Origin of the sequence: Nocardia sp. NPDC058114, assembly GCF_042884695.1 — a bacterium.
Taxonomy (GTDB): domain Bacteria; phylum Actinomycetota; class Actinomycetes; order Mycobacteriales; family Mycobacteriaceae; genus Nocardia.
This window is the reverse complement of the sequence record NZ_JBHVTK010000006.1, coordinates 248,371-273,372: the sequence shown is the minus strand read 5'-3', so window position 1 is coordinate 273,372 and position 25,002 is coordinate 248,371. Positions and strand designations below refer to the sequence as shown.

The 25,002-nt window shown below is 65.5% G+C and carries 17 protein-coding genes; 8 read left to right on the top strand and 9 right to left on the bottom strand.

Annotated elements, in window-relative coordinates; genetic code table 11:
- Positions 1–3: 3 nt before the first annotated feature.
- Positions 4–5,451 carry a type I polyketide synthase gene (locus ACFVVI_RS23180; RefSeq protein WP_387446762.1) on the bottom strand — a complete coding sequence of 1,816 codons (5,448 nt, stop codon included), beginning with the start codon at positions 5,449–5,451 and terminating at the stop codon, positions 4–6.
- 597 nt (positions 5,452–6,048) lie between these two features.
- Between ACFVVI_RS23180 and ACFVVI_RS23175 the strand changes: the two genes are divergently transcribed.
- From ACFVVI_RS23175 to ACFVVI_RS23165, 3 genes are all read left to right on the top strand, one after another.
- Entirely contained in the window at positions 6,049–6,711 is a 663-nt protein-coding gene (locus ACFVVI_RS23175) for a class I SAM-dependent methyltransferase (protein WP_387446761.1), read from the top strand.
- A gap of 46 nt (positions 6,712–6,757) precedes the next feature.
- Entirely contained in the window at positions 6,758–8,974 is a 2,217-nt protein-coding gene (locus ACFVVI_RS23170; RefSeq protein WP_387446760.1) for an MMPL family transporter, read from the top strand.
- A gap of 569 nt (positions 8,975–9,543) precedes the next feature.
- Entirely contained in the window at positions 9,544–9,942 is a 399-nt protein-coding gene (locus ACFVVI_RS23165; protein WP_378989567.1) for a hypothetical protein, read from the top strand.
- Between the two features lie 230 nt (positions 9,943–10,172).
- Here the strand turns inward: ACFVVI_RS23165 and ACFVVI_RS23160 are convergent, their stop codons facing one another.
- The 8 genes from ACFVVI_RS23160 to ACFVVI_RS23125 form a co-directional block, all read right to left on the bottom strand.
- Positions 10,173–11,441 (bottom strand): cytochrome P450, encoded by a 1,269-nt coding sequence (locus ACFVVI_RS23160; protein ID WP_387446759.1) that lies wholly within the window; start codon positions 11,439–11,441, stop codon positions 10,173–10,175.
- Positions 11,442–11,457: 16 nt separating this feature from the next.
- Complete coding sequence (locus ACFVVI_RS23155) at positions 11,458–12,582, bottom strand: hypothetical protein (protein WP_387446758.1); 1,125 nt, start codon at positions 12,580–12,582, stop codon at positions 11,458–11,460.
- Positions 12,579–13,358: an acetoacetate decarboxylase family protein gene (locus ACFVVI_RS23150; protein ID WP_387446757.1), complete on the bottom strand. Its 780-nt coding sequence runs from the start codon at positions 13,356–13,358 to the stop codon at positions 12,579–12,581. Before ACFVVI_RS23150 ends, ACFVVI_RS23155 begins: the two co-directional genes overlap by 4 nt.
- Position 13,359: 1 nt before the next feature.
- Positions 13,360–14,160 (bottom strand): SDR family NAD(P)-dependent oxidoreductase, encoded by an 801-nt coding sequence (locus tag ACFVVI_RS23145; RefSeq protein ID WP_387446756.1) that lies wholly within the window; start codon positions 14,158–14,160, stop codon positions 13,360–13,362.
- A 17-nt stretch (positions 14,161–14,177) separates the two neighbouring features.
- Complete coding sequence (locus ACFVVI_RS23140; RefSeq protein ID WP_387446755.1) at positions 14,178–15,422, bottom strand: NADH:flavin oxidoreductase/NADH oxidase family protein; 1,245 nt, start codon at positions 15,420–15,422, stop codon at positions 14,178–14,180.
- Positions 15,423–15,452: 30 nt separating this feature from the next.
- Positions 15,453–16,844 carry a flavin-containing monooxygenase gene (locus ACFVVI_RS23135; RefSeq protein ID WP_387446754.1) on the bottom strand — a complete coding sequence of 464 codons (1,392 nt, stop codon included), beginning with the start codon at positions 16,842–16,844 and terminating at the stop codon, positions 15,453–15,455.
- A 249-nt stretch (positions 16,845–17,093) separates the two neighbouring features.
- Positions 17,094–17,684, bottom strand: a complete 591-nt coding sequence (locus ACFVVI_RS23130) for a TetR/AcrR family transcriptional regulator (protein WP_387446753.1) — start codon at positions 17,682–17,684, stop codon at positions 17,094–17,096.
- A gap of 219 nt (positions 17,685–17,903) precedes the next feature.
- Positions 17,904–18,479, bottom strand: coding sequence for a TetR/AcrR family transcriptional regulator (locus tag ACFVVI_RS23125; RefSeq protein WP_379312513.1), 576 nt, complete (start codon positions 18,477–18,479; stop codon positions 17,904–17,906).
- Between the two features lie 104 nt (positions 18,480–18,583).
- On the opposite strand from ACFVVI_RS23125, the gene ACFVVI_RS23120 reads away from it, so the two are divergent.
- The 5 genes from ACFVVI_RS23120 to ACFVVI_RS23100 all read left to right on the top strand — a co-directional run bounded on the left by ACFVVI_RS23120 (position 18,584) and on the right by ACFVVI_RS23100 (position 24,885).
- Positions 18,584–21,061: a molybdopterin-dependent oxidoreductase gene (locus ACFVVI_RS23120; RefSeq protein WP_387446752.1), complete on the top strand. Its 2,478-nt coding sequence runs from the start codon at positions 18,584–18,586 to the stop codon at positions 21,059–21,061.
- Entirely contained in the window at positions 21,058–21,384 is a 327-nt protein-coding gene (fdxA, locus tag ACFVVI_RS23115; protein WP_379312515.1) for a ferredoxin, read from the top strand. The genes ACFVVI_RS23120 and fdxA overlap by 4 nt, the downstream gene beginning before the upstream one ends.
- 196 nt (positions 21,385–21,580) lie before the next feature.
- The gene (locus ACFVVI_RS23110; RefSeq protein WP_387446751.1) at positions 21,581–22,468 is read left to right on the top strand and encodes a DAPG hydrolase family protein; all 888 of its coding nucleotides are present in this window, start codon (positions 21,581–21,583) and stop codon (positions 22,466–22,468) included.
- 255 nt (positions 22,469–22,723) lie between these two features.
- A complete protein-coding gene (locus ACFVVI_RS23105; protein WP_387446750.1) occupies positions 22,724–23,803 on the top strand; it encodes a TIGR03857 family LLM class F420-dependent oxidoreductase in 1,080 nt (359 codons plus the stop codon).
- Positions 23,800–24,885 (top strand): phosphotransferase family protein, encoded by a 1,086-nt coding sequence (locus ACFVVI_RS23100; RefSeq protein WP_387446749.1) that lies wholly within the window; start codon positions 23,800–23,802, stop codon positions 24,883–24,885. The genes ACFVVI_RS23105 and ACFVVI_RS23100 overlap by 4 nt, the downstream gene beginning before the upstream one ends.
- Positions 24,886–25,002: the final 117 nt, after the last annotated feature.

Below are 25,002 nucleotides of genomic sequence, written 5' to 3'. Positions count from 1 at the left end.
ATCCTATTCTCCGCCGCGCGACCGTCGTGCCCGTGCGCTTCGGCGAGCGTGCGCACGTGCTATCGGCCGATTATGTGTTTCGTCGTTCTCATTCGAATGCTCGGACAGGCTCAACCCGAGCTGACCGGCGATGTCCTGTACCAGATCATGCAATGATGCGCCCTGCAACAGCAGTCCAACCGACGGTTCCACCCCGAAATCCCTTCGGCACGCATTCTTGATACGTATCGCCATCAGCGAATCCATTCCCACCGAAAACAGTGAAGCACTCGCATCGAGTCCGACCGACGACGTCGCGCCGACTATGGCGTTCAGACGGGAGGCCAATCGTTCCGCTATTGCCTTGCGCGCCTCGTCGGGGCCCATTTTCCGCAGACCGTCCGGGCCGATCCATTCTTCCGATACGTCCGCATGATCGAATTCTTGGATCACCTCCCCGAAATAGGACAGCTGTTTCAGCTCCGGAAGATCCCGCGCACGATCCAGCCGCAGCCGCGCGACTCCGATACGCGCCGGGTTGTGGGCCAGCAGCGTTCCGAACGCCTCGACACCTTCCGCCGGAGTGAGCGGGTCGACTACAGGAAGGACTACCGACGTCGCCAATCCGACACCCGACCATTGGCCCCAATTGATCACCGATGCCGGTGCGCCCTGCGCGCGGCGCCATCGAACGAAAGCGTCGAGCCACGCGTTCGCCCCGGCATAGGCTGCCTGGCCGGGCGATCCGAGCATCGCGGCCATCGATGAGAAGGCGATCCACCAATCCATGTCCCGGCCGACGGTGGCGTGGTGCAGGGCCACCGCACCGGCCACTTTCGGTCGCCACACCTTCGTCAAGCTCTCGTCGTCCAGCGAGAGGAATATTCCGTCGTCGAGCACGCCGGCAGCGTGAATCAGACCCCGCAACGGCCGACCGGTCTGCTCGGCGGCCGCGACGAGTCTGTCCGCGGTCGTGGCGGCCGAAACGTCGCCGAGTTCGACGACCACTTCGGCGCTGCCGCCGAACTCCGCCAGCAGCGCCGCTACTTCGTCGGATGGCGCGGACCGGCCGTTGAGAACCACGCGGCCGGCACCCTGTTCCACCAGCCATCGCGCGATGCTGAGTCCCAGCCCGCCGAGGCCGCCGGTGATGATGTACGAGCCGTCGGTTCGCACCGTATTGCCCGGAACGTCTGAGCCGAGTTGCGCTCTCGCGAGTGTTTCCACATATCTGAGACCACGACGCAGGGCGACCGTATCGTCTCCGGCGCTTGCCCTCAGTTCGGACAACAGTTCCGCGGCAGCGTCGGCACCGGGGTCGAGATCGATGAGCGTCGCGTGCAATTCCGGATGCTCGAACGCGAGCGTCCGGATCACCCCGCGCAGTGCCCCGACCCCGGGGTCGCCGACTTCGTCATCGTGAACAGCAAGGCCGCCCCGAGCCACCAGCCACAGACGTGGCGATTGCTCGGCGGGGTGCTGAACGATCGTCCGAACAATGGACGACAAGTGCCGCAGCCACCCCTGTGCGCGCGCGATTCCCACCGCGGTGGCTGCCTCCCGCGGCCCGGCGGGATCGAGGAAGATCACTATCCCGGCCGGGGAAGTGCCTTCACCCTCCGCGGCCGACTCGTATGCCGCGAGCAATGATCGCTCGTCCGCGAGCGTAGCGGGGAGAACCCGCCCCTGATTCTCGCCGATCGCGGCGGCGACGGCCGACGCGGACGATGACCAGTTGTCGCCGTCGGTCACCAGGATCCAGCTGCTCCCATCGAACGAACTCGCCGGTGCCGTCGGTGGTTTCGCAGTCCATCGGGTATCGAAAACCTTGTGCCCGATCGGAAGATCCAGCCTCCGGGAGGTCACTTTCCTCAAGGAGATACCGGTGAATTCCGCCACCGACCGGCCGGCCTCGTTCACGAGCTGGACCGATGCCTCAACACTGCGGTCCACATCGTCGGACTGCCGTAGCCGTACGCGGCAGCCGACTGCGTGGCCGATCGGTTCGAAGATCCGGAAAGACTCGATCGATCGCGGCAGATAGGTGGCGTCCGCAGACAGCGTCGAAGAGGTGTCACTCAGCGCGGCGCCGATGCTCTGCAGGGCAGCGTCGAGGATGACCGGATGCGCCGTGAATCGAAGGTTCTGCGGAGCGGAGGCCGGGAGTTCGATCATGGTGGAAGCCCTTCCCCCGCCATGCCGTTCGATCCTGGTCAACGCCGCGAAAGCAGGCCCGTGCAGTTGGCCGGATTGCCTCAACAGGGCATAGAGCGCCGACACCGGCACCGTCTTCGTGGAAGTCCCCGGCTCGCCGGCCATATCGACGGGAGCCCGGTCGCGATCGCCGGTCACATCATCGACGCGACTCACCACTGCCCCGGCGTGCCGGAGCCAGTCGCCGTCAACCGACTGCGAGAAGATCTCGATCTCGGCCGTTCGATCAGCAGCCCGCCAGGTCAGGTGCGTGGTCAGGGTCAAGTGCTGGTCGAGCACGAGCATGGTGTCGACGGTGAAATCGTGCAGCTCCAGTTGTTCGGATCCGAGACCGAATACGTCACCGGCAGCACCCAGACACATATCGACGAACACCGCGGCCGGCATCACCGGCATTCCGTGCACCCGGTGATCGTTCAGCCACGGATGCCGTTCGGTACCGGCATCGACACTCCAGACGTGGGTGCCGGTGCGCGGGACACCAACGTTTCGGCCGAGCAGTGGGTGACCGCCGGTATCCACGACGGGCGCTCGATCGGCCGTCCAGAAGTTCTGATGTGCCCACGGCGCGGCCGGGACATCGACGAATCGACCCGTGTCGGGCCCGAGTTCGCCGAATGCCGGCTCGAGCGCGGACAAGACGCGCTCGAGTTGAGAACGAAACTCCTCGGTTTCATCCTGATCGCGCTTCATGGAGTAATTCACCATGAACTCTTCTCCCGCCAGCACCGACTCGAGCGTGTCGGTGACCGGTGAGGCGAGCAGCGGATGCGGAGACATCTCGGTGAAAAGCCGATATCCGTCGGCAGCCGCGGCCGACACGGCTCGGTGGAACTGCACGGGCCGGCGCAGGTTGTCGACCCAGTACTGGGGATCGAACAGCGGCGTCTCCAGCGGGTCGGCCGAGGTCGCAGAGTAGTACCCGCCTTCCGGCTCTTGTCTTTTCGCCACCCCCGCGAGACGCTGGCGCAGATCGCCGAGCAGATTGTCCACCTGGGGGCTGTGGCTCGCCACATCACATTTGATGGACCAGACCGGAATCGACTCCTTCTCGGCCCGTGCCATCAGGTCGGCCAGCTCGGTTTCGTCGCCGGAGACGATCGTCTGGCTCGGTGCCGCGAGCACGGCGATATCCAGGCCGCGGTATCCGCGGATCAGTGCGGCGCAGTCGGCCGAGCTGAGCGACAGCATCGCCATCGCGCCTCGGCCCGCGTTTCGCTGCAGCAGCAGGGAGCGACGACAGATGACGCGCACCCCGGTCTGTACGTCGATAGCGCCAACAACGACCGCCGCGGCGATCTCCCCCATGGAATGACCGATTACGGCGCCGGGTGTGACCCCGTACGAACGCCAGAGCGCCGCGAGCGCGACCTGAACACCGAACAGTGCGGGTTGAATTTGCGAGATTCCGCTGAATTCTTCGCCGCGGCTCAGCATGTCACGAAGATCGAAATCCACTTCGGCGGAGATCAGCGAACTCACCCGCGAGATTTCCGCGGCGAAGACGGGCTCGTCCGCCATCAGCCGCTGACCCATCCCGGCCCACTGCGATCCCTGGCCCGAGAACAACCACACCGGCCGCAGCCCGCTCCGGAACCGTCGATGCACCACGGCGCCATCGGCTTCCGGCCGGGACAGTTGCCGAAGCCTGCGGGTAATCGTGGCCCGGTCCCGGCCTGCCACCACAGCTTGATGCCGATAGCTCGCCCGTGTCCGGTTGACGGTGTGGGCGATATCGTCGATCGAGACCTTCGCCCCGTCGCCTGCCATCCAGTTTGCGAGGGCATCGGCCTCGGCGGCAATCCGTTCCGGCGTCTTCCCCGTCAGGCGCAATGCGGTGACGGGACGTTCCAGCACCGCTGTCAGCGGCACTTCCGGTGCCTGTTCCACGATCACGTGCGCATTGGTGCCGGAAATGCCGAAGGACGACACCCCGGCACGACGCGGGTGATCGGCGACCGGCCACTTCGTGCAATCGGTCGGAACGAAATAGCGCGATCCCGACGCGTCTATCTGCGGATTCCACTCGTTGAAATGATTGTTGGGCGGAATCGCGTCGTTGTAGAGCGCCAGACTCGCCTTGATCAGCCCGGCCACCCCGGCCGCTGCCTCGAGATGACCCAGGTTCGTCTTCACCGCACCCAGCGCGCAACTGATACCCGCGGCGCCGTAGGACCGACGTATCGCATCGAACTCGATGGGATCGCCGAGCGGCGTTCCGGTGCCGTGTGTTTCGATCAGACCCACAGTCCCCGGCGGGACATCGGCCGATGCCAGTGCCTGACGGATCAGATCGGCTTGCGCAGCCCTGCTCGGGGCAGTGAGCCCGTTCGTCGGTCCGTCGTGGTTCACCGCCGATCCGCGGATGACGGAAATGATGCGATTGTTGTCGCGCACCGCATCGGACAGGCGTTTGAGCACGACGACACCGCAACCCTCGCTCCGGACGAATCCGTCGGCTTCGCTGTCGAACGCCCGGCACCTGCCCGTCGGCGACAAGGCAGACCATCGCGACATCGCCAGCCCCGCGTAGGGCGCCAGATTCAGCTGCACGCCACCGGCGAGGGCCAGGTCGCTTTCGCCCGACCGCAGGCTCTGACACGCGAGGTGGATGGCGACCAGCGAAGAAGAGCAGGCCGTATCGACCGTGAAAGACGGCCCGTGCAGACCCAGCAGATACGAGATACGCCCGGCGGCGGTGCTGTGGGTGTTTCCGGTAGCCATATGCGCGACAGGCTCACTGCGCCGCTCGATATTGACGATCGTATAATCCCAGCTCGTCATCCCGACAATCACAGCGGTCCGGCTGTTGCCGAGAGCGTCGGAGCGAATTCCGGAATTCTGAATCGACTCCCAAGCGACTTCGAGAAGTACCCGCTGTTGCGGATCCATGGCCGTAGCCTCGGCGCTGGATATACCGAAAAATTCAGCGTCGAACCCAGCGGGATCATCGATGAATCCGCCCCAGTTCATCGAACTGCTCTCGGGAATTCCCGGATGCCGTTCGTACTGCTCGCGAATATTCCAGCGCCCCGCCGGCACTTCGGTGATCGCATCCCGTTTTTCCATCAGGGAATCCCAGTAACTACCGGAATCGGTGATGCGCCCGGGGAACCTGCAACCAACGCCGATGAGCGCTACAGCGTCCGTTTCCGCCGACGTGGATACGTTCACATCCTCGGCAGCGAGCGCACGGCGTAGCGCAGCCTTGGTTGCCGGAGAAAGCTTTTTTAACAGCGATTCCGCGCCGGGCTGCATCAGTGGGCTACACCGGCATCGATCTTTGGATTAGAATCGTTGAACATAGTCATCCCCTCCGAGCCATGAATTGCACTTCTCCCGCGTGACTTCGACGCTCCTCGCCCCGAGTCCCCTTACTTTGGAAGCTACCAGCTACGTAGGACCGGAGCTTCTCCGCCTAATGTGAGATAAGTCACACTCGCTTGAGGTGATGGTGGCCTCCGTGAAGCCTGGGGAGCAATTCGTCCACTCGGATCGGCAGGGGGCCGCCATACCTGGCGCAGGTTTATTTCAGCATGTCAGCATGCATCTTCAGAGGTCAGACCAGTCCAGCAGCGACGTGGCGGCCCCGGACTGCAGGCCGCCGGTCCGGCCGCCGGCGAGCGCGACCCGGGAGCATGTGGTTACGACCACCAATACCCTTGCACCCCATCGCAATTGGCTTTCCGCGCGGCACCTTCGCAAGCATCCCGCAATCCACGTGATCGCCCTGGACCGACCCGCGCACCCCTCGAACCCAACATATCGGCGGACATACGTTTTGCGCATGAACGGCCGGATCACGAAGACACTCATATCAGTGCGATACGCCGAAGAAAAGGATGGTAAAGAACAATGACGATCGTCACCCAGAAATGGCGTAAAGGCACACCCATCACTTCAGGATGGGATTACACGGTGAAGCATCCGATCGTTGCGATGGTCTACACATACGTCGCATTCGGATCCGATTACCGGCGTTTCTATGCCGACCTGAAAGACGTGCGCGGTCTGGTCGACGGCGCCGAGGTCCTCGATATTCCGTGCGGCGGTGGTGCGGTATTCCCGCAACTGGCAGGCACCACACCGAAGCGATACATCGGCGCCGACGTCTCCCCGGCGATGCTCGCGCTCGCCGCCAAAGAAGCAGAGAAATCCGCAATCGGGAACCTCGAGTTGGTCGAACGCGACGTGGTGACACTTCCCTACGATTCGGAATTCGACCTCTGCCTGAGTTACATGGGCCTGCATTGCATGCCCGATCCGGCGGGTGCGATAGCCGCTGTCGGGCGCGCGCTACGCCCGGGCGGTGTATTGCGCGGAAGTACGGTTCTCACCGGTAAGGGCCGGAAGAACGATCTCTTCGTGTCACTGTGGCAACGGCGCGGGATCTTCGCCGACGTCTACCCGGAGAACGAGCTTCGTCAGTGGCTTCAAGCGGCCGGCCTCGATCAGATCACCATCAATTGTTCGGGCGCGATCGCATATTTCTCGGCAACCAAGCCGGGGCGCGACTGATCATATAGCCGTCCGCCGATAGCTCCCGCCCCGAGAGGACCCCGCATTGTTTCACCGGATCACACAACTGGCTGTCGCCGCACCACGACGAGTCGTCGCCGTCACGATGGCGCTCTTTGTCGGCGCGGCGATATTCGGCATCCCGGCGGTGGGGAGCCTGTCGGCGGGCGGCTTCAATGATCCGGAGTCGGATTCGGCCAGGGCGACCCGGCTACTGACGGACAAGTTCGGCGTCAGCGATCAGCAGTTGCTGATCGTGGTGACCGCCCCCGACGGTGCCCGCAGTGAACAAGGTCGACAGGTCGCCATCGATGTCGTCGACCATATGAAACGGTCGCCGCACGTCATGGACCTGTCGTCGGCGTGGACCTCGCCCGAGCAGGCAGCGGCGGCCATGGTCAGCAAAGACGGCAGGTCCGGGCTGATCGTGGCCAATCTCGCGGGCTCGGAGAACGACGCGGAGCACTACGCGAAGACCCTGTCCGACGAAGTGGCGCGCGACAGGGGCGACGTCACCGTGCGCGCCGGCGGCACGCCACTGGCCTACGCGCAAGTCAACGAGCAGAGCCAGCACGACCTGCTTCTGATGGAGGCCATCGCGATTCCGCTGAGCTTCGTTGCGCTGGTGTGGGTATTCGGCGGACTGTTGGCGGCGGCCTTGCCGGTCGCCGTCGGATTGATCGCCATCGTCGGTTCGTTGTCGGTGCTCAGGCTGATCACCTTCGGCACCGAGGTGTCGACCTTTGCTCTCAACCTGGCGACCGCGCTGGGATTCGCCCTGGCGATCGACTACACCTTGCTGATCATCAGTCGCTACCGCGACGAAGTGGCCGACGGCGCCACCGGCAACGCCGCGCTGTTCCGGACCATGGCCACCGCGGGCCGCACCGTGGCGTTCTCCGCGATCACCGTCGCACTGTCCATGTCGGTGCTGGCGGTGTTCCCGATGTACTTCCTGAGGTCGTTCGCGTACGCGGGCGTGTCCATCGTCGCCTTCGCGGCGATTGCGGCGATCGTAGTGTCACCGGCGGTCATCGTCCTGCTGGGGCACAGACTGGATGCCCTGGATGTGCGGCGCCTGGCTCGCCGCCTGCTGGGCAGGCCCGATCCCGTGCCCACACCGATCGAGCAGTCGTTCTGGTACCGCTCGACCAAGCGCGTCATGCGCCACGCCATACCGATCGGTCTGGCTGTGATCGCACTCCTACTGCTGCTCGGATCTCCCGCCATCGGCATGAAATGGGGATTCTCGGACGACCGCCTGCTCCCGGATTCCATGTCGGCACATCAGGTGGGTGACCAGTTACGCAGCGAGTTCGCCATCGATCCCGCGGCGTCGATCCCCATCGTCATCCCTGACGCGTCCGGCCTGGAACAGGCCGACCTGGAGCGTTACGCCGCAAACCTCTCTCTCGTGCCCGACGTCGCCGCGGTGGCCGCCCCGACCGGCTCGTTCGCGGGAGGCATGAAAGTGGGGCCACCGGCCGATCTGGCCGGCTTGGCCGAGGGCAGCGGGTTTCTCACGGTCTTCAGCACCGCACCGATGAGCACTGACGCCTCCGACACACAGTTGGACAGGATTCACGATGTGGCGGGCCCGGCGGGCCGATCGGTACAGATATCCGGACTCGCGCAAATCAACCGCGACAGCGTGGATGCCATCACCTCACGGTTGCCGCTGGTGCTCGGGTTGATCGCCGGCCTCACCTTCGCACTGCTCTTCCTGCTCACCGGAAGTGTCGTGCTCCCGGTGAAGGCGTTGATCCTCAACGTGTTGTCACTGACGGCGACGTTCGGCGCGCTCGTATGGATCTTCCAAGACGGCAACCTCGGAGCCCTGGGAACCACGCCCACCGGAACCCTGGTCGCCAGCATGCCGGTGATGTTGTTCTGCATCGCATTCGGCCTATCGATGGACTATGAGGTGTTCTTGGTCTCGCGGTTCCGCGAACATTGGGAGACCTCCGACCACAGCACTCAGGCCAACGACGAGGGCGTGGCGCTGGGCGTAGCCCGAACCGGACGGGTGATCACCGCCGCCGCGCTGCTCATGGCGATCTCATTCGGCGCGCTGACAGCCTCGCAAGTGCCATTCATGAGGATGTTCGGCCTCGGGCTCACCCTGGCGGTGCTGATGGATGCGACACTGATACGCACTGTGCTGGTGCCTGCGGCGATGCACGTGATGGGCCGCGCCAATTGGTGGGCTCCGAAACCCCTTGCCGCACTGCATGATCGAATCGGAATCAGCGAATCTCGCTAGACGTACCGGATTCGCTGCCGGTGTCACCACGTGATGCCGTCTCGGTTTCGGCGTAACACGCCGGTCCGGCGGCGAGCCGATCCAGTGCGCCCGGATGTGCTAGTCCTACCGGGGTTTCGGCGAGCTTCGTACCGAGCAGTGGATCTGCTCGTGAAGATGTACTCACAACCCACCCGGTCGAACGCTACCCGAGACGCGAGCACGTCCCCGATGCTGACACGGCTCCCCGACCACTCTTTTTAGAGGGACTTTCTACTCTATTTGCCTATCGGTAACTGTGATGAGGTTGGGCCCGTCGAACGCTCCACCCCGCAGACAGTGAGGTGTTCAGGTGATGATTGCCCCTCGAGTTGCGTGTGCCGCCCACCCGGACATCGGCGACAGCGCAGCCGATATCACCACCAGTCGCGCCGTGCGCTACTTCGCCGATGCGACCACTCCGTCCTATGTCCGCGGGCGGACTCGATAGCTCATCGCGCCAGATCGTTCCAGCCTGGTGCGATCTCGCCATCACCTTCCCATCCGTGCCGTGCCCGCAGACATGGCTTCGACCGAAGGCAGGACATCCGATGCACAAACAGATCTCGGACCCGGCCGGTGCGCGCCGGTTCACTCGCGCCTCGGCAGACATCGGGTTCGCCCGTCGGCGCCGGCGTCCGGCCGTCAGGACCGCTATCGGCTATGTGCGTGCCGACCTGACCGGTCCGAGCCGACCGCAGTGCGAATCACTGATCCGTACCACCGCGACCGATCTCGGCTACGAGCTCCTCGGGACTCTGATACTCACGGCAACACCGTTGGCCCGATTACAGTTCCTCGTCACCGAGCTCGCCGTCGATGTGGTGTTGTGCCCCACGTTCATCCACCTCGATGGCCAGGTGCCCGCCGACCTGCTGACCGTCACCGATGTGATCGTCATCGACCCGCCCATCACCTACTGCCGACGGGACCCCCAGCTCCTGGACTGAGCAATTCCGGGTCGATCCCGGGGCTGCACCGTGCCGGCGCGGAAGTCATCGAGCGGGCGCCTCTGCGCTATCCGGTTCAGCGTCGAGGCGGCCGGACTCACAGAGCCTCACCTCGGTTCGTTGCCGAGCACGATCGAGGCTCTGGTCTGCTACATGGCCCGTTCCGCCGGCTGAACGAGGACTGGACCGATTGGGTCCCGCCCGGGTCACTCAGGACCGCACGCATCCGGTCACGCGGCGTTCGCGGAAGCGATCGAGGCGAAGGTGAGTGGCATCGCCGCCGGTCCACGCAAGGTGACGTGCTCGCGGTAGCTCGGTGGGTCGCTGACCAGGCGGGGGTCGATGACCCGGCGGGCGAAGCAGTTGATGGCGACGGTGGCTTCGAGCCGAGCCAGCGGGGCACCGAGGCAGAAGTGCTGGCCGAGACCGAAGGCGAGATGACGATTCGCACGGGCGGGGTCGAATCGATCGGGGTCGGCGAACACCGCCGGATCGCGGTTGGCCGCGGCGAGGAGCATGACGATGAAGTCACCGGCCGCGATGGTGATATCCGGGAGCTGGATGGCCTCGCGGGCGATGCGGGGAACCAGCTGGACCGGCGGGTCGTAGCGCAGGCTCTCCTCGACCACTGATGTGACGAAAGGCGGTGCTACGCGCAGGATCTGGCGATGGAGGCGATGAGAAAGCAGAGCCAGAACGGTGTTGGAGATGAGATTGACCGTGGTTTCGTGTCCAGCGATCAGCAGGAGCGCGCAGGTGGTGATGAGTTCGTCGTGGCTCAGGGCCTGGCCTGAGTCCTCGGCGACGATCAGGGCGGACACCAGATCGTCACCCGGTCGGGTGCGGCGGTGGCGCACGAGCTGTTCGAAGTAATCGTGCAGCGCGTTGTTATCGCTGACCAGTGCCGCAGGGTCGGGGCGGCCGGTGGTGGCGGTGGCCGACACCGGGTCGAGAGCGCGTGCCAGCCAAGTCGACCACCCTCGAATCAGGGGTTCGTCATCGAGTGGGACACCGAGTAGTTCGCAGATCACTGTGACCGGCAGCGGGCCGGCGAGATCGGCGACGATATCGAGTTGCCCGCGCTCGGCCGCACGGTCCAGAGCTGCGTCGGCGATGGCGGTGATCCGTGGCTCCATCCGGCGCACGACGGCGGGAGTGAAGGTCGCGGCGACCAGACGACGCAGGCGGGCGTGATCCGGGTTGTCGCGGAACAGCATCGGGGCGATGCCGGTGAGTTCGCCGGCGAGGTCTCCCGCGAGGTCGTGAACGGGGGTGGGTCCCAAAGGAATCGAGGCGTAGTGGCGTTCGACACTGCTCGCCTTGTCGCGCAATACCGTTGCGCAGTCCTGATACGACGACAACACCACTACCGGTGCCCCGCCGAGCCGGACAGGTCCGTGCTCGCGGATGCGGTGGTAGAGCGGGTACGGGTCTGCGCGGTGTGCGGGATCGAGCAGCTGAGCGAAAAGTCCGAGGTTGCGCGCGGGTGTGGTGGTCATGATGCCGCCGAGTGGGTCAGCCGTGCCGGATGGCGCGGTGGGTGAAGGTGGGTGCGGTGCCGGGATTGAGCAGTGCGCCGGTCAGCTCGCTGGACGGGAAGAATTGCAGGAAGCGTGAATCCTGCTGGGACACATCGACGATGGTCTTCTCGATGACCAGCGAGTTGTACTGCTCGTACGCGGTTTCGATGGTGTTGGCGTTCAGCACCACCTCGTGTCCCCAGGATTTCGCCGCCTTCGCCAGACCCGGAATTCGAGACTGGTCCGGCGTGAGACATTCCGTGGCGATGGCGTTTTCGCTGATCGCCCAGATGCCGGTGTCGGTATTGAGCACCAGCGACTGGTTACCCATGGCGTGGCCCGGCGTGGTGATCAGCGCGACACCGGGGCCGAGCAGGACACTGCCGTCGAGCGGCAGGATCTTCTCGGGTGGCAGGTCGACGAAGGTGCTCGGCTGATACCAGGGCCGCTGGAACGGGTGCAGGTCGGCCATGGCCTCGAGCTCGTCACGCTGAGCCAGCAGCTTCGCATTCGGGAAAGCCGCTACCACAGGTTGATTCGGGCTGATGTCGGGTTCCGGCGAGGTGGTGCCCAGCCAGCGCCGCACGTCCTGGGTGTGCAGGTGGTCGAAGGCGAGGTAGTCGACCTCGGCCGGGTCGACTCCGGCGCGGCGGCAGGCAGTCAGCACATCGGTGTGCTCATGGACGAACATGCCTCGTACCGGTCCTGGTGCCAATCGCTTCATGTCATCGAAATACGGTGTGTAGGAGTCGAGTTCATGATCGCTCGGCTCGAACAGCAACGTGCGCGGGGTGCCGTCGGTCTCGGTCCAGCGCACGATCAGCAAGCGGTTGCTGATGGTGACGAACGGTGTGGGACTGATCGCGGCGCGGAACAGACCGTAGCGGGTCGGATACGGCAGCGATATCAGATCGTGGGTCCGCACCGAGTCCGGTCGCCCGGTGGCGGCGAACTCGCGACGGAAATCCAGTGCGGCCGTGCGGCATGCGCGCAGTCGTGGACCGAAACCGCCCGGTGCGGTGAGTGCCTTGTCGAAGGTATCGAGGCGGGGGAACGGCGCGGTGACGGCCGGTCGCGGGATGGCGAGCGGTTCGGTAATGAGTCGATCGGCGATGCTCATAGGACTCGAGGCCGCATCCGGCTCGCTGTGAACAGCGGGGTGAGCGGTCGCAGCGGTATCGGTGGCACCCACACACCGAGCAGATCGACGCGGTGCAGCCGCGCTTGGATCACCCGCCCGATCCCCATCTGGTCGAGTGGATCGCGTTCGGAACCGTGTACGACCAGGCTGAAGTCCTCGATCTGGCGCACCTCGATCACCCGCTCGCGGGGCGTGAAGCCCACCACGAAGGCGGGAAACAGCCCGGCGAGGCCGACGACATTGCGGTGCGGGCGGCCCAGAATCGGTGGCGGATCGGCGATAACCGCGCCGAGCCTGCCACCCATGGTGAGCAGCTTGTTGCCGCGGCGCGACGCCTCGGCGCGGATCTCGGTGTCGGTGACTGTCCAGTCGACCTCACCGAGCTTCTTCGGATAGCCGAGCAGTTCGCGCCCCATGATCAAGGCGACATCGTCGTCGAGAATCATCCACGGGCAGTGGATTCCGGTGCCCTGCACCGTCTTGATGTGCACGAACAACCCCGCCTCGTGGTATCCCGGCGACTCGAAGTTGTTGTCCGGGAAGCACGCGGTGAACAGATCCGCGCGCGCCGGTTCGGTCAACCGCACGCCGACCGGGAGCCACCTCTTCATCGCAGCGGGGTCGATGTCGACGGTGGCGCTGAAGTAGTGGGCGTCGCGGTAGAGGCTGCGGCGCGGATCGCCGATCGCCAGTGCGCGGCGCATATCCGCCCGGAACGATCGGCCCTCGGTCCGGTCGGCAGGTTCCCAACCCATGTCACTTGACCCTTCGGTAGATGGTGCGCAGGATCGGCCCGACCAACCCGCGCGGGGTGTACTGGCCGCCGACGGTCTGTACCTTGGCGAAGATGCCGGGGACTACACGGCGGCGACCGCCTGCCATGCCCGCGATCGCATCGTTCGCGGCCTGTTCGGCGCTGACCCACAGCGGGCCCGGCACCATCCGGTCCAGGTTCGGAACCTCAGCCACCTCGGCGTATTCGGTCCGCACCGGCCCCGGCGCGAGCAAGGTGCACTGCACGCCGGTGCCGGCCAATTCACCGTGCAGCGATTCGGCGAAGGTGTTGGCGAAGGCCTTGCTGGCGGCGTAGGTGGCATTGTTCGGACCGGGCTGGTTGCCCGCGGTGGATCCGGTGATCAGGATCGCGCCCGCGCGGCGGGCGAGCATGCCGGGCAGTACAGCGAGCGTGAGGTCATGGACGGCAACGGTATTCAGCTCCACCTGCTGGCGTTCCCTGGCCGGGTTCGCGGTCGCCAGCGTGCCGTAGGTGGCGAAACCGGCGTTGTTGCACAGGACGGCGATCTCGCGGGTGGCGAGTTCCTCGCACAGTTTCGCGCGCTCGTCGCGGTCGGACAGGTCGACGGCACGGACCTCGGCTTCGACGCGGTGACGTTCGGCAAGCCGATCGGCCAACTCGCGCAACCGGTCTTCGCGGCGTGCCACCAGGATCAACGAGTATCCGCGACCGGCCAGGCCGTCGGCGAGGGCTTCGCCGATCCCGGAGGAGGCTCCGGTGACGACGGCCCGCAGGGCGGGAGTGGGAGTGGGCAGGCTCATGAGTTGCTCCTCGGTGATCAGAATTGGGTGAGCGCGCGGGCGGTCACGGTGGTCCCGGCGGCGACCAGAGTCCGGATCGCGCCCGGTCCGCTCACCTGACGCTCGCCGGCCGCGATGCGCCGGAAATTCGCCGCGTGCCAGGCCAATTGGAGGTAGGAGTTGATCGGCGTCGTGCCCTTGATCGGGATGCGCGGCGCCGTGGGCAGCGTCTGCGGCTCCTGCGTACCGGCCAGCAGTTCGGCCGCGATATCGGGGCGCACCGCGAACGGGCGGCCGAGCCCGATCACATCGACCGCGCCCTGTGCCAGCACGTCGTTCATGAATTCGAGGGTGCGGACACCGCCGGTGAGCATGAGTGGCATCGCCGATTCGGCGCGCAGATTCTCGGCGTAGCGCAGGAAGTAGGCCTCGCGCGCACGGGTGCTGTCCTGCACCACGCCGGTCATCGCCGGCGCTTCGTAGTTGCCGCCGGAGACCTCCAGCAGATCGATCCCGAGCTGCTCGAGGGCGAGTGCGATATCGAGCGATTCGCGCTCGTCCAGTCCCCCGGTCTGAAAGTCGGCGGAGTTGAGCTTCACCGAGAGCAGTGCGCGTGGCCCGATGGCTGCGCGCACGTCGGCGATGATGTCGAGTAGCAGCCGACGACGGTTCGCCGGGCTGCCGCCGTATCGGTCGGTTCGCTGGTTGGCGATGGGAGAGAGGAACTGCGAGAGCAGATATCCGTGCGCGGCATGCACCTGCACACCGGCGAAACCGGCCTCGACCGCCAATTCCGCGGAGCGTACGAAGCGACGTCGCAGGTCGGCGATGTCGTCGAGCGGCAACGCGCGCGGCTTGCGCAGGTTGTAGCCGATCGTCCCCGGACGCAATGCCGAAGGGCCCACCGGAAGCCGGTTCAGCGGGCCGATCGCGACTCGGCCGGGATGGTTGATCTGCATGACCATCACGGCACCTTCCCGCGACCCCGCGCGCGCCCAGTTGCCGACGGCTTCGAGGTGGCGATCGTCTTCGAGTGTCACATTGCGGGGTTCGACATAGGCGCGGCGATCGATCATCACGTTGCCGGTGATCAACAGACCCGCGCCGCCGCGACCCCACGCACTGTAGAGACGGGTCAGCGTCTGGCTGGGCGCACCGTTGATCTCGCCGAGCTGTTCACTCATCGCGGCCTTGGCGATGCGGTTGGGCAAAGTCACCCCGCACGGCAGAGTCAAGGGGCTACCGACGGCGATCGTCCGGGGTGCACGATTCTTGGGAGGCATGGAAGGGGCTCCTGTGTAGTGGGTTGGGAGTCAAGCGATCCGACGGGCGACGGCGAGGACTGGGCTCACCACGATGCGGGTCAGCCTGCGTGGCGCAACCGGCACGGGTTCTGGGCTCGCAGGTTCCGTCGCCGTCGTGACGGGACTGCGCAACAGCAGGATCCGCAATGTGGACAGCTGGGTGAGCACGCGCACCAGCCATCGGCCGCGCAGCACCTTCCAGCGCAATTCCGGTCCACCGGCGAGGATTTCACCGGAGGGTTCGGAGACGATCGAGTAGAGATCGCCGAGCGGGGTGCGTACTTGCTGTTGCAGCAACGCGGCCTCGGCGAGTAGCCGGGAGCTGTTCATCAACAACATGCCCGCGCCGGAACGCGGCGCGACCAGTCCGGCGAAGGAGAGGTTGGCCAGGCCAGGCGCGAAAGTGTGCGACACCAGCCGCGGCTGCCCGTTCTCCCAGGTGAGCAGCCCTTCGCGCAGGAACGGAAAGGTTGTCCTGAAACCGGTGGCCCAGACGATGGTGTCGTACTCCCCGCTGGTGCCGTCGACGAAATGCACTGTGTGCCCGTCCAAGCGCGCGATCTCGGGACGGACCGCGATCCGGCCGTGCTTGAGGAAATACGGCAGTTGCTGGTTGACCACCAGATCCTGGTCGAAGATGCGGTGCTTCGGCTTCTCCAGCCCGAACTGGTGAAAGCTACCCATCCCCACTGCGACGATCGACCGGAAGACGGCCTCCTGCAGCAGTTTCGGCACCGGAACCGAGCCGATGTCGAACTTGCTGCTCGGCACGCCGAGCACATACTTCGGGATGAACCAGTAGCTGCGGCGAAGAGAGATCTCCGACGTACCGAAATTCAGTGCGGCTTCCACCGCCAGATCGCATCCGGAGTTACCGGCGCCGACGACCAGGACCCGCGTGCCGTCGAGGTCGGCGGGGCGCTTGTAGTTTTTGGAGTGGATCTGCTTGCCGGTGAATTCGCCGGGATACGTCGGGATGTTGGTGTCCCAGTAGTGCCCGTTGGCGACGACGACGCCGGTGTACTCACGTGCCTCACCGCTCGCGAATTCGACTCGCCATCCCGCCATCCCGGTGTCATCGAGCGGCGCGACGTCGGTGACCTGAGAGTCGAACTCGATGCGCCGATCGAGCCCGAATGCGGCAGCGAAGGAATGCAGATAGTCGCGCATCTGCCCGGCACTGGGGAAATCCGGATAGTCGTCCGGCATCGGATAGTCGGGGTACTCGGTGACCGCTTTGGCGCTGATCAGGTGGGTGGAGTCGTACACCCCGTGCGACCAGTTGCCACCGATCGCGGCGGTCGCCTCGATGTGGTCGTAGTCGAGACCGAGGTCTGTATAGGCCTTGGCCACGGCCAGACCGGTGTATCCCGCTCCGATGATGCAGTACCGGCGCGTCATGGCGACCTCCCATCAAAAGCTACAGTCTTTGTAGCTACATTGAGTGTAGTATTTGCTACCTGGCGGTGCCCTGTCAAGCACGAGTCGGTTTTCGGGCCTCACGCGGGGCGTACACCGGGAAGTCGATGAACACGACGGCAAGGCATGCCGAGGTCGCCGCTCGATAACGGCGATCTTCGGCCGGTAAACAGCAGCGCCTAGAGAAGGCGGCGAAACATCGACGGCCGCGAGGGTGTCGACCCGGCTCGATCAGGCAGAGGTATGAAACGCAGGCAGAGCGGGAATGAGCTGTGCGGCGTAGTCACGAATGCGCTGCGGCGGGAACGCATCGGGTTCCGCCAGAACGAGTCGGCCCGCTTCCCAGAACAGCGCGTACACGAGACGGGCAGTGAGTTCGACATCGACCGAGACAAGCTGTCCTGGCGGCGCCGCCGCGCGCACATACGCGGTCAGCGCCTCGGTGAACGCTCGGCGTCCGCGTTCGAGACGGCGGCGGAAGGCGGGAGTGCTGGAGTCGGCGAGCTGGAATGCCGCCCGCCATCTATCGGGCGCGGCCTGCACCGCGTCGAGGAAATGCTCGAGGCTGTCCGCCATTGCCTGGGTCGGATCGGTCGTCATCATCGGGACTACGGTGGCCATCTGCGCTACCGCCGCGGCCTCCTCCCGGTCGAGGCAGGCCAGCAGCAGCTGGTCGGAGTCGTCGAAATGGCCGTAGACGACCGGGCGACTCACACCGGCCTCCTTCGCGACAGTGTCGATGGACACCTTGTGCACGCCCTGCCCGACAATGACCCGCAAAACCGCGTCCAACAGTTGCTCCCGGCGCTGCTCAGGAGCCATTCGCGGGGCATATGCTGCCCTGCTCTGCCGTTCGGCCACGATCGCGTACCACCCTCTCCGCGCCGAGCGAGTCCAGCGACAGCGCAGAGGAAAATTCTACACACGCTGTAGCTGCACTAGATGCAGCAATAGGAATTCGCTCCCACGGCCCCAGAGCACCGGCTCACCGCGGAGCTCGGAACACGAGCGACCATCGCGACGCCGGGCACCGAGGGCACCTCAGCCGGCGACCACCGAGGTGAGCAGCCCCTCGAGTTCTTCTATGACATCGTCGAGCGCCGTCGTGGATCGATTGACCCGGCACAGGATCACCGCGCCTTCGATGGCGGCGATCGCCATGGTGGCCAGCCGAACGGCGCGCTCGGATTCGACACCGTCGGCTTCGAGCGCGGTGACGAGGGCGGCTTGCCACCGTTGGATGATGCCCGCGACCGCCGGTTGCAGGTGCCGGTCATCGGGCGAGCTGCCGACTGCTACCGAGACGACCGGGCAGCCTGCCTCGAAGTCGGACTGCGCGAGCAGGGTGTTCCAGAACTGCCCGAATCGCCGCAACGCCGCAACCGATCCCTGCTCCACCGCCTTGTCGATGATGGTGCCGATGGCGTCACCGGCCAGCGCGAGCGACTCGGTCATGATCTGGGCGCGTCCACCGCGGAAGTGGTGGTAGACCGATCCGCGCGGTGCCTCACTGCGCGCCAGCACGGCGTCGATGGTCACCCCGGCCGAGCCACGTTCGCGAAGGAGCTCGACAGCGCTGTAGAGCATCTTCTGCCGGGTGTCGGTGCGGGCTCCCATGTCGTCGCGCTCCTTACGGGATTCGGGTCAACTCAGCAATACTATGCTACTTGGCATAACATTATGCTATGTTGCCTAGCATACTTTCGTCGAAGGGGTGTGACATGGCCGAACCGAAGGCGACCGCGTGTGTGCTGTGCGAGTGCAACTGCGGGATCACCGTCGAGGTGGCGGGTCGCCGCTTGGCGAAGATCCGCGGCGACAAGGCGCATCCGGCATCGGAGGGCTACACCTGCGAGAAGGCGATGCGCCTGGACCTGTACCAGAACGGCGCCCACCGCCTCACCACCCCACTGAAACGCCGGCCCGACGGCACCTACCAGGAGATCGACTGGAACACAGCGATCGATGAGATCGCCGCGAAACTCTCCGCCATCACCGATGAACACGGCGGAGACAAGATCTTCTTCTACGGCGGTGGCGGCCAAGGTAACCACCTCGGGGCCGCCAACGCGGCCGGGCTGCGCGGGGCACTGGGCTCGATCTATCACTCCAATGCGCTGGCACAGGAGAAGACCGGGGAGATCTGGGTCGACGGCCGCCTGTACGGCGGTCACACCAAAGGCGATTTCGAACACGCCGAAGTACTGGTGTTCGTCGGCAAGAACCCCTGGCAATCACACAGCTTTCCGCGGGCCAGACCGGTACTCAAGCAGGTAGCCGCCGACCCGACCCGTTCGATGATCGTGATCGATCCGCGCGTCAGCGAAACCGCGGCGATGGCCGAGCACCACTTGCGGGTGTTGCCGGGGCGCGACGCCTGGCTGATGGCCGCACTGGTCGCGGTGATCGTGCAGGAAGACCTGGTCGACGCCGACTTCATCGCCGCGCACACCACCGGCTACGACGAGGTCCAGGCGGCGTTCCAGTCCTGCGACATCACGGATTTCGCGACGATCAGCGGTGTCGGCGAAGGCGAGGTCAGGGCGGCAGCGCGCCGGATCGCGACCGCGTCGAGCGTGTGCGTCTACGAGGACCTCGGCATCCAGCAGGCGCCCAACAGCACCCTGGTGTCCTACCTGAACAAACTCCTGTGGATCGTCACCGGCAACTTCGGCAGACCCGGCACCATGTACCTGCACTCCTCCTTCGCGATGCTGACCGGCGGTTCCGGGTCCGGATCACCGCGCAAGAAGCCGAGCGCACTGGCCCGCGCGCAGAAGCGGTTGACGGCGCGGACCGTCACCGCGGCGGCCACGGCGATCAGCGCGACGTTGCCCACCCTCGCCCGGGTGACTCCGCTGCGCGCGCGGGTGGAGGCCGGGGCCTCGGCCCTGCTCGACGCGATGGTTCCCCTGGCGGGCGGGATGCTCGGCAGCGGCGGTAGTGGCGGCGGTGGCCGGACCTCCCCGGTCACCGGCGCCAAGATCATCGGCGGCCTGATCCCCTGCAATTCGATAGCCGACGAGATCCTCACCGACCACCCGAATCGCTTCCGCGCGATGTGGATCGACTCGTCCAACCCGGCGCATTCCCTCGCCGATTCGCCCCGCTTCCGGGCCGCGATGCGCGCACTGGACTTGTCGGTCGTGATCGATGTGGCGTTCACCGAAACCGCGCGTGAGGCCGACTATGTGCTGCCCGCCGCCAGCCAGTACGAGAAGCCCGAAGCGACGTTCTTCAACTTCGAATTCCCGCGCAATGTCGTTCACCTCCGCAAACCGCTCATGGAGCCGCTCGACGGCACGCTGCCCGAACCCGAGATCTACGCGCGGGTACTTCGACGCATGCGGGTCCTCGACACCGACACCGTCGCCCGGCTCCGACGCGCCGCGCAGACCGGCCGTGACACCTTCGGCGCGACCTTCCTGGCCACCGTCGCCGCTGATCCCGCCCTCGGAAAGATCGCTCCGTACTTGTTGTACGAAACGCTCGGCACCACGATGGCGCCACAGATGAGGGGCGCCGCGGTGCTGTGGGGCATCAGTCAGATATGTGCGATGTCGAACCCGAAAGCCGTTGCCCGAGCGGGCTTCACCGGTACCGGCCTGACGCCGGGCAACCGGCTGTTCGACGCGATCGTCGAATCCCCGACCGGCGTGGTCTTCACCGACGACACCTGGGATGACGTCTGGCACTACGTCAAACGCAAGGACCGCCGCTTCACCATCGACATCGACAATCTGCTCGACCAGGTCCGCCGGCTGCCCACCGCGCGCACGGCGTGGACGACCCCGGAGTTCCCGCTGGTCCTGGCCGCCGGTGAGCGGCGCTCGTTCACCGCCAACACGATCTTCCGCAACCCCGACCGGCGTCGCCGTGACCGCGACGGCCACCTCCGGATCAGCGCCGAGGATGCCACCGCCTTGCGGCTGACCGACGGCGCCCCGGCACGACTGGTCACCGCGAATGGATCCGCCACCGTGATCGTCGAGGTCAGCGACATGATGCGGGCAGGAAACATCGCCCTGCCCAACGGTTTCGGCCTCGACTACCCCACCGGCGACGGAACAACGACCAGTGCCGGGGTCTCCCCCAACGAACTGACCGGCCTCGCACTCAAAGACGCCTTCGCAGGCACCCCATGGCACAAACACGTCCCGGCCCGGCTCGAAGCACTCGAAGAAATCCCGACCGCATGACCTACGTGATCGCTGAACCCTGCGTCGACATCAAAGACAGAGCCTGCATCGAAGAGTGCCCGGTGGACTGCATCTACGAGGGCGACCGGATGCTCTACATCCAGCCCGACGAATGCGTCGACTGCGGTGCCTGCGAACCGGTCTGCCCGGTCGAGGCGATCTTCTTCGAGGACGACGTCCCCGACCAGTGGACGGGCTACACGCAGACGAACGTGGACTTCTTCGACACGATCGGTTCCCCCGGTGGCGCCGCCAAATTCGGGAAATACGACGGAGATACCCCGTTCGTGGCCGGTTTGGCGCCCAACACCGTCGACGGCTGAGCCCGGTGACACTGCCGCTCAGCACACGCGTCGCGTCTCGATGAATGTCGACGGGACCTACTGGTGTGCGAGCCGGTCTGTTAGTTCCCACAGAACGCGGCCTGCTCACGCCGTTCCGCGGTCCGCGCCGGGCGGCTTTCGATAGCGTCGACACATGTGGAGACACAGGCGGTGGACTCGACGGCAGACTCTGTCCATGGGAGCCCTGCTGGTCGGTGGAGTGTTCTCGGGCGCGGGGGCCTCGGCCGTGTCACATGCCGAAGAAGACCCCGCCGTCCGATACCAGGGGTACTCCGCCGACGACCGGGCGAAGCCCTATGCGCGGTTCATGGCCGCACGAACCGCACCCGCACCGGCATCAGTGCTCACCACCTACGACGGTCCGCCGGTGCCGCCGAATACCATTCCGGATTTTTCGGCACTTTCGCACGATCTCGCCGCCCATGGCTACTCTCCGGTCGAGACCGGATACGGACAGACCGCGAGCGGAATGGTGTGGGCGGCAGTACACACCGATATGCCGAATGTCTCTGCGGCGATGTGGGATTGGTGGTTCGGCTGGCATTCGGCGGAATCGGCGAGATACAAGCTGTGGCATCCCGACGCACACCTGTATGCCGGAATCAGCGTGGACAAGACCGGCCACGCGGTGCCGGATCGCGCGAAGTACGTCGGCAATATCTCCTATGTCGATGAGTACGTCGGCCCGAAACTACAACAGCTGGCTATCGCTTTTCTCGATCCACAGGACCACGGATTCGATGTACCCGCTGGACACACAGTGATTTTCGGACGGGTAGGCAGCAGCGTGGCGCCCGTCGATGTGGGGTGGCTCGCGCATCAGGTTCGGCCCGTTCCCGGCGGATGCGAAATGCGCAGCCGCTTCTATCTCAACCACTACGGGCTCCACAGCCCCGACCTGGTCCGAGCCGCACAAGCCATCAGCCGGGGCGCCGCGGTCGATGCAGCGGATCTCGTCCTCGGCACCGATCTCGCCCGCGATCTCCTGCTGCACTGCGGGCAGGAGATGCACCACCTGGCCCAATTCCTGCCCGATCTCTACAGGGAATTCGCGAACCCGTAGGGAGCGGTGCTGGTCAGCCTCACCCGCTGCGCGTCGCCACGGACAGATCGATCAGTGATTCCGGCCTACTACCGTTCACTGAACCGATAGCATTACCGTTGCCCCATTGGTAGCCTCTTCGAGAGGCTCCCCCAGTCCTCACCGCGCTGCACGTGTGAGCGTCGACCAGCTCCCAGCCGAGCTGCGCCGAGGCCACGACCACTCCGGACCTGAGGATTGCGCCGTCTCCTTCGCGATTCCAGATCGAGGTACACCATGACCGTGGACCAGCGCCCACTCGAAGAGTTGGGTTACTACCTGTTGGCGGGCTCGGGCGGGGGCGGTCCGGCACGCCTGATCGAAGATGCGCGCAGGGGTGAGGAACTCGGGCTCGGCACAGCGTTCATCTCCGAACGCTGGAACGTCAAAGAGGCCGCGTCGCTCACCGGCGCGGCCTGCGCGGTGACAGAGCGAACCAGGGTGGCCACTGCCGCGACCAACCACAACACGCGCCACCCCTTGGTCACCGCGTCGTGGGCCACGACCATGCACAGGCTCTCCGGGGGCCGGTTCACTCTCGGTATCGGGCGGGGCGTCGCGGCGATGTACTCCGCGTTCGGCATCCCGGCGGTGACCACCGCTCAGATGGAGGATTGGGCCCACGTCATGCGACGGCTGTGGCGGGGAGAGGCGATCATCGGCCACGACGGCCCGCTGGGCTCCTACCCCGTACTCTTTCTCGACCAGAGCTTCGATGAGGACATTCCACTCGCGCTGGTCGCGTTCGGTCCGAACACCTTGGCGCTCGGCGGACGGGTCTTCGACGATGTCATCCTGCACACCTACTTCTCACCGGAGACTCTGCGACGGTGTGTGCGGACGGTCGAGCTCGCTGCCGAGAAGGCCGATCGCGATCCCGATTCGGTGCGGGTCTGGTCATGCCTGGCAACCGTGGGCGACCATCTGCCAGAAGAGCTTCGCTTGAAGAAGACCGTGGCCCGGCTGGCGACATATCTGCAGGGATACGGGGACCTGATGGTGCGCACGAACGGCTGGGATCCGGGCGCGCTGCGGCGGTTCCGCGAAGACCGGGTCGTCACCTCGATCGCCGGTCCGATCGACGGGGTCGCGACCGCCGACCAGATCGAGCACATCGCGGCGATACTGCCCTCGGAGTGGCTGGCATCGGCGGCCACCGGCACGCCGAGGCAATGCGCCGACCGAATACGCGAGGAATTCGGTAACGGTGCCGACCGCGTGATCCTGCACGGCGCGACTCCCGAAGAACTCGCGCCTGTCGTCGCCGCGTACCGAGACAGCGACAGTGACAGCGACACAGTGAGGGCCTCGAAATGAGTGCGACCGTACCGATTCCGCGCCGCGCCGCCGACATCACCAGCCACTGGCTGCAGGCGGTGCTCGGACCGGAGACAAACGTCGTCGAGGGTGTCGAGATCTGCCCGATCGGCACCGGCCAGACCGGGGCGACGTTCCGAATCACGCCACGCTATGCACACAGCGAGCACGAATTCCCGTCGACCTTCGTCATCAAACTGCCCGCCGACGACGACGGTGTGCGGGCGGGCGTCACGCTCGGCTATCTCAGCGAGATCACCTTCTACAGACAAGCCGCTACGCAGACGAGCGTGCCGACGCCACGCTGCTTCTACAGCGACATCACCGAGGACGGGACCGAATTCGCCCTGCTCCTCGCCGACCTGTCCCCCGCCGTCCCCGGCGACCAGATCGCGGGCTGCGGGACCGATGCGGCGTACCAGGCTGTGTCCGCGCTGGCCGGTCTACACGGGCCGAGTTGGCGCGATCCACGCTGGCTGGACCTCGCCGTAGCGATGCCCAAACCGGGTGACACCGCAGCGGCAGGCGGCCTCGGCGACGTGGCGCGGATGGCCGCCGACATCACGCTCGACAAGCTCGGCGCGCGCATGGATCATCGCGACCGTGAAACCTTCTCCGAGGCCCTGGGTCTGGTGACACCCTGGCTGCAGGCCGGCTCCGATACCGGCCGATTCGCGTTGCTGCACGGAGACTACCGACTCGACAACCTCATGTTCGATACCGCGACGAGCAGCGTCAGCGTGGTCGACTGGCAAACGCTCGGCGTCGGGTTGCCCGCGCGCGATCTCGCCTACTTCACCGCGACCGGTCTGGACCCCGACGCGCGATCGGCGTGCGAGAACAGCCTCGTCGACGTGTACCACCGGAGACTGCTCGAGTACGGCGTCACCGGATATACCCGCGAAACATGCTGGCAGGATTATCGATTCGGAATGGTGCAGGCCCCGCTGATCATCGCCCTCGGCGCCGCCTTCGCGACACCCACAGCGCGCGGCGAAGAGGTTTTCCTCGTCATGCTGGAGCGCAGCTGCCGGGCGATTCGCGACCTGGGGACACTCGCATTGATCAGCGCTGCCGACTGACGCGCGTCGACCGCGAACCGCTGCGAAGCCGGACTTGCGCGAGGCGCTACTGAAAGAGGTACAGTAAGTCAAACGTTAGTGCCGACGATGGTCTTCCTGGAGGTCTTCCCGGCGCGG

Coding starts and splice junctions, on each gene's coding strand:
- ACFVVI_RS23145 (WP_387446756.1), bottom strand. CDS start 14,160: ATGAGCCTGCCCACTCCCACTCCCGCCCTGCGGGCCGTCGTCACCGGA.
- ACFVVI_RS23165 (WP_378989567.1), top strand. CDS start 9,544: ATGCACAAACAGATCTCGGACCCGGCCGGTGCGCGCCGGTTCACTCGC.
- ACFVVI_RS23155 (WP_387446758.1), bottom strand. CDS start 12,582: ATGAGCATCGCCGATCGACTCATTACCGAACCGCTCGCCATCCCGCGA.
- ACFVVI_RS23180 (WP_387446762.1), bottom strand. CDS start 5,451: ATGCAGCCCGGCGCGGAATCGCTGTTAAAAAAGCTTTCTCCGGCAACC.
- ACFVVI_RS23125 (WP_379312513.1), bottom strand. CDS start 18,479: ATGGGAGCCCGCACCGACACCCGGCAGAAGATGCTCTACAGCGCTGTC.
- ACFVVI_RS23120 (WP_387446752.1), top strand. CDS start 18,584: ATGGCCGAACCGAAGGCGACCGCGTGTGTGCTGTGCGAGTGCAACTGC.
- ACFVVI_RS23135 (WP_387446754.1), bottom strand. CDS start 16,844: ATGACGCGCCGGTACTGCATCATCGGAGCGGGATACACCGGTCTGGCC.
- ACFVVI_RS23130 (WP_387446753.1), bottom strand. CDS start 17,684: ATGGCTCCTGAGCAGCGCCGGGAGCAACTGTTGGACGCGGTTTTGCGG.
- ACFVVI_RS23110 (WP_387446751.1), top strand. CDS start 21,581: ATGGGAGCCCTGCTGGTCGGTGGAGTGTTCTCGGGCGCGGGGGCCTCG.
- fdxA (WP_379312515.1), top strand. CDS start 21,058: ATGACCTACGTGATCGCTGAACCCTGCGTCGACATCAAAGACAGAGCC.
- ACFVVI_RS23100 (WP_387446749.1), top strand. CDS start 23,800: ATGAGTGCGACCGTACCGATTCCGCGCCGCGCCGCCGACATCACCAGC.
- ACFVVI_RS23140 (WP_387446755.1), bottom strand. CDS start 15,422: ATGCCTCCCAAGAATCGTGCACCCCGGACGATCGCCGTCGGTAGCCCC.
- ACFVVI_RS23105 (WP_387446750.1), top strand. CDS start 22,724: ATGACCGTGGACCAGCGCCCACTCGAAGAGTTGGGTTACTACCTGTTG.
- ACFVVI_RS23150 (WP_387446757.1), bottom strand. CDS start 13,358: ATGGGTTGGGAACCTGCCGACCGGACCGAGGGCCGATCGTTCCGGGCG.
- ACFVVI_RS23160 (WP_387446759.1), bottom strand. CDS start 11,441: ATGACCACCACACCCGCGCGCAACCTCGGACTTTTCGCTCAGCTGCTC.
- ACFVVI_RS23175 (WP_387446761.1), top strand. CDS start 6,049: ATGACGATCGTCACCCAGAAATGGCGTAAAGGCACACCCATCACTTCA.